The 11,349-nt window shown below is 44.3% G+C and carries 13 protein-coding genes and 1 pseudogene; 3 read left to right on the top strand and 11 right to left on the bottom strand.

Annotated features, from left to right (window positions below; translation table 11 throughout):
• Positions 1-28 precede the first annotated feature (28 nt).
• Together ACTD55_RS10145 and ACTD55_RS10150 are read left to right on the top strand one after the other, a co-directional pair.
• Positions 29-208 (top strand): annotated as a pseudogene (locus ACTD55_RS10145) (TIGR02450 family Trp-rich protein); the annotation flags it as partial.
• A gap of 43 nt (positions 209-251) precedes the next feature.
• Positions 252-740, top strand: coding sequence for a TspO/MBR family protein (locus ACTD55_RS10150; RefSeq protein ID WP_438864219.1), 489 nt, complete (start codon positions 252-254; stop codon positions 738-740).
• Between the two features lie 45 nt (positions 741-785).
• On the opposite strand, the gene serB is transcribed toward ACTD55_RS10150, so the two are convergent.
• Positions 786-1,796, bottom strand: a complete 1,011-nt coding sequence (gene serB, locus ACTD55_RS10155) for a phosphoserine phosphatase SerB (RefSeq protein ID WP_438864220.1) — start codon at positions 1,794-1,796, stop codon at positions 786-788.
• 142 nt (positions 1,797-1,938) lie between these two features.
• Between serB and ACTD55_RS10160 the strand changes: the two genes are divergently transcribed.
• The gene (locus tag ACTD55_RS10160; protein WP_438864221.1) at positions 1,939-2,571 is read left to right on the top strand and encodes an AhpA/YtjB family protein; all 633 of its coding nucleotides are present in this window, start codon (positions 1,939-1,941) and stop codon (positions 2,569-2,571) included.
• Between the two features lie 5 nt (positions 2,572-2,576).
• Here ACTD55_RS10160 and ACTD55_RS10165 read toward each other — a convergent pair whose 3' ends face one another.
• The 10 genes from ACTD55_RS10165 to rpoE form a co-directional block, all read right to left on the bottom strand.
• Positions 2,577-3,350 carry a TatD family hydrolase gene (locus tag ACTD55_RS10165; RefSeq protein ID WP_438864222.1) on the bottom strand — a complete coding sequence of 258 codons (774 nt, stop codon included), beginning with the start codon at positions 3,348-3,350 and terminating at the stop codon, positions 2,577-2,579.
• A gap of 153 nt (positions 3,351-3,503) precedes the next feature.
• Positions 3,504-4,151: a pyridoxamine 5'-phosphate oxidase gene (gene pdxH, locus ACTD55_RS10170; protein ID WP_438864223.1), complete on the bottom strand. Its 648-nt coding sequence runs from the start codon at positions 4,149-4,151 to the stop codon at positions 3,504-3,506.
• A gap of 4 nt (positions 4,152-4,155) precedes the next feature.
• Positions 4,156-5,052 (bottom strand): GTPase Era, encoded by an 897-nt coding sequence (era, locus tag ACTD55_RS10175; RefSeq protein WP_438864224.1) that lies wholly within the window; start codon positions 5,050-5,052, stop codon positions 4,156-4,158.
• Positions 5,045-5,728, bottom strand: a complete 684-nt coding sequence (gene rnc / locus ACTD55_RS10180) for a ribonuclease III (RefSeq protein WP_438864225.1) — start codon at positions 5,726-5,728, stop codon at positions 5,045-5,047. The genes era and rnc overlap by 8 nt, the downstream gene beginning before the upstream one ends.
• A complete protein-coding gene (gene lepB, locus ACTD55_RS10185; protein WP_438864226.1) occupies positions 5,728-6,651 on the bottom strand; it encodes a signal peptidase I in 924 nt (307 codons plus the stop codon). The genes rnc and lepB overlap by 1 nt, the downstream gene beginning before the upstream one ends.
• The gene (lepA, locus tag ACTD55_RS10190) at positions 6,652-8,448 is read right to left on the bottom strand and encodes a translation elongation factor 4 (RefSeq protein WP_438864347.1); all 1,797 of its coding nucleotides are present in this window, start codon (positions 8,446-8,448) and stop codon (positions 6,652-6,654) included.
• A 213-nt stretch (positions 8,449-8,661) separates the two neighbouring features.
• Positions 8,662-9,114, bottom strand: coding sequence for a SoxR reducing system RseC family protein (locus tag ACTD55_RS10195; protein WP_438864227.1), 453 nt, complete (start codon positions 9,112-9,114; stop codon positions 8,662-8,664).
• Positions 9,111-10,073 carry a MucB/RseB C-terminal domain-containing protein gene (locus ACTD55_RS10200; protein WP_438864228.1) on the bottom strand — a complete coding sequence of 321 codons (963 nt, stop codon included), beginning with the start codon at positions 10,071-10,073 and terminating at the stop codon, positions 9,111-9,113. Before ACTD55_RS10200 ends, ACTD55_RS10195 begins: the two co-directional genes overlap by 4 nt.
• On the bottom strand, positions 10,073-10,696 hold the full coding sequence (locus ACTD55_RS10205; protein ID WP_438864229.1) for a sigma-E factor negative regulatory protein: 624 nt from the start codon (positions 10,694-10,696) through the stop codon (positions 10,073-10,075). Before ACTD55_RS10205 ends, ACTD55_RS10200 begins: the two co-directional genes overlap by 1 nt.
• A gap of 19 nt (positions 10,697-10,715) precedes the next feature.
• A complete protein-coding gene (rpoE, locus tag ACTD55_RS10210) occupies positions 10,716-11,294 on the bottom strand; it encodes an RNA polymerase sigma factor RpoE (RefSeq protein WP_438864230.1) in 579 nt (192 codons plus the stop codon).
• Positions 11,295-11,349: the final 55 nt, after the last annotated feature.

The raw sequence follows: 11,349 nt of genomic DNA on the forward strand, positions 1-11,349 counted from the left end.
TGATAAGGAAGTGTTTCTCTTTGTTTAATGGACGGCGGTAACGCCATTAAACAAAGAGAAACACTTCCTTATCACTGAAGTTGAATATGATGATAATGATGGAACCATCATCAATTGTGTCATTGAAGCCATTATTTCCAAGCGTTCTACCCCTATCGACTGGCAAGAACTGAAGGATCCCCGTCGATGGCGACAAGGCTGGCAGTGAAGCGTTTATTTCCGACAACAATAATCAATGGTTAATGATATTTATGCACAAAAAACAACAGATTTTGGGGTTAATCGGCTGGTTGGTCATTTGCTTCAGCGCTTCAGCTATCGGTGCGATTGCCTCAGTAAATGCTAGAGAATTTTATGTTCAGTTAGTCCAGCCTGACTGGGCGCCTCCGGGATGGCTATTTGGCCCAGTCTGGACCCTATTATATTGCTTGATGGCAGTATCCGCGTGGCTGGTCTGGCGCAGTGAATACAACCAAGCGAAACGCCCTGCATTAGCCTTGTTTTTAATTCAGTTAGGATTGAATAGTGTGTGGAGCTGGTTGTTTTTTGCCTGGCATAAAGGCGCGTGGGCATTTATCGACATTATATTGCTGTGGTGTTGTATCGTATTCACCCTCTTCCGCTTTGGTCGAATACAAAAAGCCTCTGCCCTGTTATTAATCCCTTATATACTCTGGGTTAGCTTCGCTGCAGTACTAAATTATACCGTGTGGCAACTCAACCCGCAGATATTGGGCTGAGTATGCCAGGTGAAACAACTAAACTCCTCGAAAGCAGCTTAAATTTTAATTGGCAAAAATATGCAACAAGGTATCCAATCCGGAATGGCGAATCGCTAATTTAGCCTGCTGACGTACTACGGGTTTAGCATGATAAGCCACACCAAAGGCTGCTTCTTTCATCATTAATAAATCGTTAGCCCCATCGCCCATGGCAATAGTTTGTCCAGCTTCGATATTCCACTTGTCAGACAACTCTTTAATCGTTTGTGCCTTAACCGCAGCATCGACAACCTGCCCCACCACTTTACCGGTTAGCTTGTCATTTTCTGCTTCCAACACATTTGATACAGCGGCATCCAATTCAAAACGATCACGCAAATGATTGGCAAAATAAGTAAAACCACCAGAGGCAACGGCAATTTTCCAACCGGCTTTTTTCAATTCAGCCACCAGTATCGTCAAGCCGCCCATAATCGGTAATTTATCCAACAATCCCTGTAATAAAGGCAAAGGCACACCTTCAAGGCAAGCCACGCGCTGATGCAAGCTCTGGGCGAAATCAAGCTTGCCTTGCATTGCCTGCTCCGTGACTTCGGCAACCTGCTCGCCCACCCCGGCTAAATAGGCAATTTCATCGATACATTCACACCCGATCATGGTGCTATCCATATCCATCACCAATAACCCGGGCTGGGACAAGCGGGGACGTTCTGTTAACAAAAATAATTCTGTTCTCGTCTGGTTTGCAACGGATTCCAATACCTCACCGGCTTGTTCTGAATGTACTGCCACATTCGCGATTACCGCCTGAGTTTGACACGTGGATGAGCGTGCCGAATAACGAAAACACAGGACAGATAACACCGATTGAAGCGCTTGCTGCACCTGATAGATCTTCGCCAGACTTAAGCCATCTGCAGCAATAACAAGTTGATGACTATATTCTTGCTCACTGTTTTGACATTGAACCTGAGATTCAGTTAAGCCACTTAGCGAGGTAGAGGATTCTGAACATAATTGCTGCAGAAAAAAATGACTCTGAAATTGTGAACTGGAAAAAGCAACAGACGACACCGGACGCTCCAATAAAAAAATGAGGCCGAATTCTAACCAATAGCGGTATGCCAATCCACCTTAATAATCGCAATGATAGTTAACAGTGGAATAACGCGGTGAGTTTTTGTATTGTGTATTTTCCTATTTATTAAAGACTGTTATGCCAATTAAAACAGATATATCTGCTCCACATACGGTAACGACTAAACCGGATATTCCTCTCGGACAAAGCAATGAGCTACCTAGTGGACTATCCATTTTTAAGCGTTTAGCGAATTTTGCGATTGCGGTAGCAGTCGCATTTATCATTATCTATTTGTGGCTGAATAATGTGATTCAGGATCAACACCAGTTACAACAGCAAGCCAGTCAACTTGGCCGAACAATTAGCCAACAAAATGCCAAAATATTAACCGACAAACTTATCGCCAACGATTGGGATGCTATCCAGCAACAGATACAGTATTTGCAAACCGATCCGCATATCTATTCAGTCTCGTTATTTGACGATAAAGGTATCAAACTGGTGGGTACTGAAAATGATGATGATATTGTCAGCTTGTTCGATGCGAAGCAGGACACTGGACTGCTGGTATTTGTGCAAGAAATCTATCAGCAACAAAAAGTTATTGGCTATTTACGAGTATTGTTATGGCGTGATCAGGTGTTACAATTTTTCCGTATTTATCAACAAGAAATTCTCTATCAGGCCATGCTGTTAGTGATTTTAGCGTTTCTGGTTGGCGTATTGCTTACCCGTGGTTTTTATAAACTGAAATACAAACTGCGTTAAGATTTTTACAGGTTGAATAACTGTTGGCAGTTTTGATCTGTCACCCGAATAATCTCTGCCGTCGATTCAGCTCTTAACTCTCCTAATACAGCGACAATATTGGCGATTTGCTGTGGATTATTGCGCTGTCCCTGACGACCATAAAGCGGCATATCCGGCGCATCCGTTTCTAATACTATTTGACTCAATGGAATTGCCGACACGGTCTGTCTTGTTTTAGTCGCGCGAGGATAACTAATCACGCCCCCAACCCCCAATTTGAACCCTGCATTAAAATAAGCGTCAGCTTGTTGCTGACTGCCGGAAAACGCATGGATCACCCCACCGTATTCAAATTGACAACGTTTTATGGATTGCAAAATAAGATGATGACTGCGGCGATGATGAATGATCACTGGTAACGCTAATTCTTGGGCAATATTAAGTTGTTGTTCAAACACCTCAATTTGCTGTTCGAGGGGAATATCAATGGCTTGATCGATACCAATTTCACCGACCGCCACCACCTGCGACCGATGTTGACGGAGTAATTTTTTAAGCTGATCAAGATGCCCTGACTGAAATGAGTTAAGAAAATAAGGATGACAACCCAGGGCAAATCTAAGACTTGGCAGCTTCCCCTGTTGTTGCTGGCACAATGCAATTTGTTGTGGCCAAGCAGATTGCTGCGTACCGGGGCTAACAATAACGTTAATACCTAATTGCTCACAGTGCTGCAATACGGCATCACGATCAGAATCAAAAGCAGCAAAATCAAGATGACAATGACTATCGATCACATGCGTTCTCCGAGCAACCATTATGAACAAGATTGTTCATTGGTGAAAAGACAGGATTAGGGTTGATAGTTAGTAGCCAATGTCGATAACAGGAACGTCATTGTCAAGCCAGAGAACTTGTTGCGTTTAATTAAACACGCCATCGAACCCTTTCTACGGCATCAACCGTTCGATGGACCAGCTGTTATCGGTCTGCCGAGTGTAAACAAAACGGTCATGTAAACGGTGTTCTCCACCTTGCCAAAACTCAATTTCATGAGGTTCCACTTGATAACCTCCCCAAAAGTCTGGCAACGGAATTTGACCATCAGCAAATTTTTGCTTCATTTTATCAAATTGTGCCAGCAACAATTGCCGAGTGGAAATCGGTTTACTCTGTTGTGATGCCCATGCGGCCAACTGACTTTCCTTGGGACGACTTAAAAAGTATTGAGTAACCCTCGCCACCGGCAACGGCTTAGCGACACCACAGACTTTGACCTGACGCTCTAAATGATGCCAGGGAAAATGCAGTGAAATTTTACTATTGGCTTTAAGTTCTTGTGCCTTGCGGCTGCCCAAATTGGTATAAAACACAAAGCCATCGGGACTGGTGTCTTTTAACAAAACGATCCGTTGTGAAGGTTGTCCATCAGGAGCCACTGTGGCAATTGTCATCGCGGTAGGATCAGGTAGACCGGCGTCAATACTTTGCTGCAACCAGTGTTCAAATTGCACCATGGGATCTGCATCAAGCATATCCATATCCAAATGTTCGCGAGTATATTCCCGTCGAATATCAGATAAATGCTCAATGCTCATAACGTTATTCCCCGTAGCCTAAACTGCGTAATGCTCTTTCATCATCGGCCCAGCCACTTTTGACCTTAACCCATAATTCCAGAAAAACCTTGTTATCAAATAAGCGTTCCATATCCATACGCGCCTCTGCGCCAATGGTTTTTAATCGGCTGCCACCTTTACCAATTACCATGGATTTCTGACTGGCACGTTCAATCAAAATCAAACCGTTAATTTGATACACACCATTGTCGGACAGTTTAAACTGTTCAATTTCAACCGTGACAGAATAAGGCAATTCATCACCGGTAAAGCGCATTAATTTCTCACGAATAATTTCTGATGCCATAAAACGTTGAGACCGATCCGTGACATATTCTTCCGGATAAAAATGTTCACTTTCTGGTAAATGCTGGTGTACCAATTCGCGCAGTTGTTTAACGTTTTTGCCCAATTTTGCAGACATTGGCATTATATGATTAAAATCATGCTGTTCACTCAACCACTGTAAATGCGGCATCATGGCTGATTTATCTTTTACATTGTCAGATTTATTAACCAACAACCAGGTTTCAACACCCGACTGTTTAATTTTGTTCAACACCATCTGATCATCATCGGTCCACCGGGTACCTTCAACCAAAAACAGTACCAGACCAACATCATCCAGCGAACTGGATGCCGCACGGTTCATATAACGATTGATCGCCCGTTTCTCTTCGATGTGTAATCCCGGCGTGTCCACAAAAATCGCCTGATAAGCGCCTTCAGTGTCAATCCCCATAATACGATGGCGGGTAGTTTGTGGTTTTCTGGAGGTAATACTGACCTTTTGCCCGAGTAATTTGTTCAACAGCGTTGATTTACCCACATTGGGCCGGCCTACAATGGCGACCAGCCCACAATAGCTTTTTTCAGTCATGATTTAGTTCTCTCAAGGCCATTTCAGCGGCCTGCTGTTCAGCTTTACGGCGGCTTGAACCTATAGATTTAATCGGTTTCGACAAGCCTGTCACCCGACACTCGACGGCAAATGTCTGATCATGTGACTGACCACGAATATCCACTACTTCATACTCGGGCAAGGGTAGTTTTCGCCCTTGCAGATATTCCTGTAAGCGGGTTTTATGATCTTTGGGATGCTCATCCGGATCAAGACGTTCAATCCGTGATTTAAGCCACGTCAATATACGTTCCTGACATACATTAAGTCCGGATTCCAAATAAATAGCGCCAATAATGGCTTCAACCGCGTCAGCCAAAATAGAACTGCGACGAAAGCCACCGCTTTTTAATTCACCAGGGCCAAGTAATAAAAACGCCCCCAAACCAAATTCATTGCCAAGTTCAGCCAAGGTGACTCCTTTGACCAAACTGGAGCGCATACGGGTTAATTTCCCCTCTGGCTGATCTGGAAAGCGTCGAAATAATGCGTCGGCAACCACCATTCCCAACACCGCATCGCCCAAATACTCCAAACGCTCATTGTGCTGACCTTTGGCACTGCGATGGGTCAACGCTAAACGTAGATTATTCACATCCTTGAACTGATAGCCCAATACGTTGAACAAGGCATTCAGATCTGTGCGTTGCACCACTATTTAATGCCGCCCACACGTGAAAATCTCACACCGGTAGGGATCCAGCCCGGCACAGCGCTGCTTGGGGGACGATCAAATTCAAAACTGATCCAGATTGCCACCGCTTTACCAACTAAATTGTCATCCGGTACGAAGCCCCAAAAGCGGCTGTCGCGACTGTTATCACGATTGTCACCCATCACAAAATACTGGCCTTCAGGCACCAACCATTCATCGGCTTGGGTACCGGGTTGCTGATAATAGGGTTCCACTAGACGCTGAGCTGCCGGGTTTTTCAGAATATCGTGTTGCACATCACCAAGCTGCTCGCTGTAACGTTCCAGTGGTACCATGCCATGATAAAATTCACCACGGGCTTCAAAATTCAATTCAACAGGCTCTAACGCCGGGCATTGGCTCATATCAGGCAAATCACAGGCTGGTTTAACAAACACCTGTTTATTGCGATAAATAATTTTATCCCCGGGCAAACCCACGACTCGTTTAATATAATCGATATTCGGATCTTCGGGATATTTAAACACCACTACATCACCGCGTTCAGGGCTTCCCACATCCCAAAACTTGTGTCGAACCACCGGATCTTTAAGACCATAACTAAACTTTTCAACCAGAATAAAATCGCCCACTAGCAGTGTGGGCATCATCGAACCTGAAGGGATCTGAAAAGGTTCATACAGAAATGAACGCAAGATCAACACCACCGCGATGACGGGAAAAATCTGTTGAGCGGTATCCACAATCCCCGGCAACGGTGCCACCGCAGCCAAGGTTTCGTCATCAACATCACCTTGAGTGTTAGCTTTAGCTAATGCAATACGCTCTTTGCGTTTAGGTGCCCACAAAATAGAATCCGCTAACCAGATTAAGCCGGATGCGACGGTTAAGATCACCAAGAATATCGAGAAATAATTAGCCATTTACTTTCCTGTTTTAAGTACCGCTAAAAAAGCATCCTGCGGTAACTCAACATTACCCACTTGCTTCATGCGTTTTTTGCCTTCTTTCTGCTTTTGTAACAATTTTTTCTTACGACTTACGTCACCACCATAACATTTAGCGATTACGTTCTTACGTAACTGCTTAACCGTGCTACGAGAAATAATTTGATTCCCGATAGCCGCTTGTATGGCAATGTCGAACATTTGTCTGGGGATAAGTTCTTTTAACTTTTCTACCAGATCACGGCCGCGACGGATCGAATTATCTCTGTGAGTAATCACCGCCAGTGCGTCAACACGCTCACCGTTAATTAGAATATCCAGTCTGACCATATCGGCAACCTGAAAATGCTTAAAATTGTAATCAAGTGATGCAAAACCACGACTGGTTGATTTAAGGCGATCAAAGAAGTCCATTACCACTTCTGCCATCGGCAGTTCATAGGTCAGTGCCACCTGTTTACCGTGATAGGTCATGCTGACCTGTACACCACGTTTTTCAACACACAACGTAATAACGTTACCCAGAAACTCCTGTGGTACCAAAATATTGGCTTCCACAATCGGTTCATATATGTCTTCAATATCATTAACCGCAGGCAACTTGGATGGATTATCCACCATCACTTCTTCACCCTTGGTCGTTATGACTTTATAAATTACCGTAGGGGCGGTGGTGATCAAATCCAGATCATATTCACGCTCTAGACGTTCCTGAATAATTTCCATGTGCAACATGCCCAGGAATCCAATGCGGAAACCAAACCCTAATGCCGCAGAGCTTTCTGGCTCAAAAAATAACGAAGCGTCATTCAGACTGAGTTTGGATAGTGCATCACGAAAATCTTCATACTCATCACTGCTGACCGGGAACATACCGGCATAAACCTGAGGTTTGACCTTTTTAAAGCCGGGTAACATTTTATCTGCAGGTGCCTTCGCTAACGTCAGGGTATCCCCCACAGGGGCACCATGAATCTCTTTAATACCCGCGATAACAAATCCCACTTCACCGGTTTTTAAAATACCGGTTTCGGTCATTTTTGGGGTGAAAATTCCGACCTTGTCAACTTGATGAATTTGACCATTAGACATAATTTTAATTTTGTCATTAGCTCGTAACTCACCTTGCATAACCCGCACTAGTGATACAACGCCCTGATAATTATCAAACCACGAATCAACAATCAGCGCTTTTAAGGTGCCATTATTGTCTCCTACCGGTGGTGGGATACGTTTAACGATAACTTCTAATACGTCTTCAATACCAATACCGGTTTTCGCACTGCAGCGCACCGCGTCTAACGCATCAATACCGACTATATCTTCAATTTCTTCGGCGACTCGATCCGGTTCGGCTTGAGGTAAATCAATTTTATTCAGTACTGGTACCACTTCCATATCCATTTCGATAGCGGTATAGCAATTTGCCAGAGTCTGCGCTTCAACCCCCTGTCCGGCATCAACCACTAACAAGGCACCTTCACAAGCCGCTAGTGACCGTGAAACTTCATAGGTAAAATCCACGTGTCCGGGGGTATCAATAAAGTTTAATTGATAGGTCTCGCCATCTTTGGCAGTGTAATTTAACGTCACACTTTGCGCTTTGATAGTGATCCCACGTTCCCGTTCAATATCCATGGAGTCCAACACCTGCGCGGCCATTTCCCGTTCAGTCAGACCACCACAGTGCTGGATCAAACGATCAGACAAGGTAGATTTACCGTGATCAATGTGGGCGATTATAGAAAAGTTACGTATGTGCTTGTGTTGCATGGAGTTATCTGACATTTACCTACTACTTAATGACGCCGTAACGGCTGCTGATAAAGCTAACCGTCATCCGGAAGTTATACACAAATAAAAATTGGCGCTGATTTTACCGTTTTATGCGCGCATTTGCGATCTATCTTGCACATTAAACCAATCCTAATCACTAAGTGATCAGTTGTGGGGATTTAAGCACGATGACTTTTCCCTGCAATCGTATCAGGAAATAACTTGCTTAACAGATATAGGCTGGGGAATAACCGCAATAAGTTGCGGCTGATACTGCTCCGGTTGACGTTGTAAAAACAAACGCACTGCCATAAAGCTTAGGCTTGACGCCATCAAGGCACTCAGGATAACCCATCCTTCACTGAACCAAAGCTGGGTCACCATTACCGTGATCAATAGTGCTAACACTGGCATCAAATACACTAGTGCGGATGCTCCCAACAATGTCTGCTCGGGAATTCCCAATTTAACCTGCTGGCCTACTTGTACTTGTTGTTGGCAATCAAGTATCAACTGTTGCGTTTTTGGGGATAAAGCCCTGGCCACCACACCCGTTCCGCAATGGCTATTAACCTGACAACCACTGCAGGTCGATTTTATCTGGGTTTCGACTTGAATTTGACCGTTGTTGATAGCAGTAATCACGCCCATTTCTTCGATCACTGCACGCTACTCCGTATTGATAATGATTGTGCAATACGATCAGCAGTTTGGACTGGCAGTTTACCCACAATAGTGATTTCCAATGGGCCCTGATGATAGGAATAATAAGTCTCTGCACCATGTCGATACAGGTTTTTTCCGGTTTCAGCCATATCGCCTTGTTGCAAATAAACCGATACATCCACCAGACCGTCACTCAATAAAATATAATCAACAATCTGTCCTGTTACTGACAGGCGATGGGTATCGCGTTTCACTTCAACCATCCCCTCAGGCAACCAATCCAAATGCCATTGGTGAGACTCAAGGTTATGCGAGTTGGTTTGAACCACCTCTGGCAATTTAGCCTCTTCGATACGTAAAAAGATTTCAGCGGGTTGTTCTGTGACATTTAACGAAGTGGTTTGAATTTGTTCAATAATCTTGCCCTGCGGATCGACCATATCCATTTTCAGCAATAGACCCGTTTCCTGATCTAACCACAGATTAAAGCCGTACCGACTTTTATCTTTGCACACAATGCGAACTTGTTGGGTTGAACGGCCGGAAATACGACTACGTCCTACCAACACAAAATTGTAAGCATCTTCCAACTCCAGTGGCTGGTGAAATAAAATCGCCGGTATCGGACCATTAATAATATCTGATTCCAATGAATACGCTGGCACATTAGGTTCAAAAAAGCTCACTTTGTTACCCACCCGAACAATTTCTCGGCCAGGGCCATTGAGCAAACTTAAGTGTTCCATCTCTTTACCATCGACAATAGCATGACGCCAACGGTAAGGCTCCACCGCAGAAGAAGGTTGCAAGACAACAAATGACATATCGTAATTCATACTGCGTAACGAATTGGCCATTTTAACTAACCAAGACTCAGCACTATCGCCAGAAGGCAATTCGGCAGCCGAAGCTGCCGAACCAATACAAATAAAAATGATACTCAAATATCGAATCATTATTTAACTTCAGGCTCCTCAGAGGCTGTTTTGGGTTGCACGGTAGTTTCATCTACCGGTGCTAAAGGGGTATTTTCAAGCGTACTGGTTTTACGACGCATTTGTTGCTGATGGTCGGTTAGAAACGCGATAACCTGCCGACGTTGTTCTTGTATGTCCTGACGGGGAACCGCCCGTGATTGTTCAAGACTCACTGGTGATAAGCCGCCCTGCACACCTAAACCCAAATAATCCGATGGCGCACTAAATGACTGCTCGACTTCAACAGGTTTATTATAAGATTGAACTCCAAAAATCACTGCGGCAGCAACCGAAGCGGCAATCGCAAATTGTCCTGCATTACGCACCAGAGGAACCACGTTACCGATAACCGGCCAATCACGCCATGCTGATTTCTTCGGAGCAAGTAAGGTGGGTTCATCTGCCAATGCTTGTGCAACATTCGCAGCAATATCAAAATCCAGTTGTGCTGGCAGCTCTTTACGCAATGTATCGCGTACAAGATGATAACCCTGCCATTTCTGCATTAATTCAGGATATTGTGACAGTTCGTCCAAAATAGATTCATTCTGGAGCTCTCCATCCACTAATGCTGAAAGGCTTTCAATTTTCTGCTGCGTCATAAAAAATCCTGAGTTTTGGTTAACGCTCTAATAAAGGCTGAACCACTTTATCAATTGCTTCACGTGCCCGGAATATTCTCGATCGAACCGTCCCCACAGGGCAATCCATCACGTTTGCAATATCCTCGTAGCTCAAACCTTCCAATTCACGCAGGGTGATTGCCATACGTAAATCTTCCGGTAACTTGTCCAAAGTGTCAAATACCATTGTTTCCATTTGGTCTGACATCAATTTTCGTTCTGGCGATGCATGCTCTTTTAGTGCATCACTGCCATCATAATAATCTGCTTCATCCGCATCCACGTCGCTTGATGGTGGCTTACGGCCTTGTGCGACTAAATAATTTTTAGCAGTATTGACTGCGATACGGTACAACCATGTATAAAACGCACTTTCTCCACGAAAGTTTGCTAATGCCCGATAAGCCTTAATAAAAGACTCTTGGGCCACGTCGGCCACATCACCTGAATTTCGTACATAACGTGACACCAAATGGGTCACCTTATGCTGATATTTTATTACCAGTAAATTAAAAGCGTTTTTATCGCCTCGCTGAACTCGTTCAACAATTTGCTGGTCTGTTAACTGCTCGCTCATGTGAGCCAATACTCCCTACGAACTCCAACCTAAACTGCATTTGGCCCATGCAAGC

This window comes from Neptunicella sp., assembly GCF_048268085.1.
Lineage (GTDB): Bacteria > Pseudomonadota > Gammaproteobacteria > Enterobacterales > Alteromonadaceae > Neptunicella.

Bases quoted from the DNA above. Each gene is read 5' to 3' on its own strand.
- ACTD55_RS10160 (WP_438864221.1), top strand. From the start codon at position 1,939: ATGCCAATTAAAACAGATATATCTGCTCCACATACGGTAACGACTAAA.
- era (WP_438864224.1), bottom strand. From the start codon at position 5,052: ATGACTGAAAAAAGCTATTGTGGGCTGGTCGCCATTGTAGGCCGGCCC.
- lepB (WP_438864226.1), bottom strand. From the start codon at position 6,651: ATGGCTAATTATTTCTCGATATTCTTGGTGATCTTAACCGTCGCATCC.
- ACTD55_RS10150 (WP_438864219.1), top strand. From the start codon at position 252: ATGCACAAAAAACAACAGATTTTGGGGTTAATCGGCTGGTTGGTCATT.
- ACTD55_RS10200 (WP_438864228.1), bottom strand. From the start codon at position 10,073: ATGATTCGATATTTGAGTATCATTTTTATTTGTATTGGTTCGGCAGCT.
- lepA (WP_438864347.1), bottom strand. From the start codon at position 8,448: ATGCAACACAAGCACATACGTAACTTTTCTATAATCGCCCACATTGAT.
- ACTD55_RS10205 (WP_438864229.1), bottom strand. From the start codon at position 10,696: ATGACGCAGCAGAAAATTGAAAGCCTTTCAGCATTAGTGGATGGAGAG.
- rpoE (WP_438864230.1), bottom strand. From the start codon at position 11,294: ATGAGCGAGCAGTTAACAGACCAGCAAATTGTTGAACGAGTTCAGCGA.
- pdxH (WP_438864223.1), bottom strand. From the start codon at position 4,151: ATGAGCATTGAGCATTTATCTGATATTCGACGGGAATATACTCGCGAA.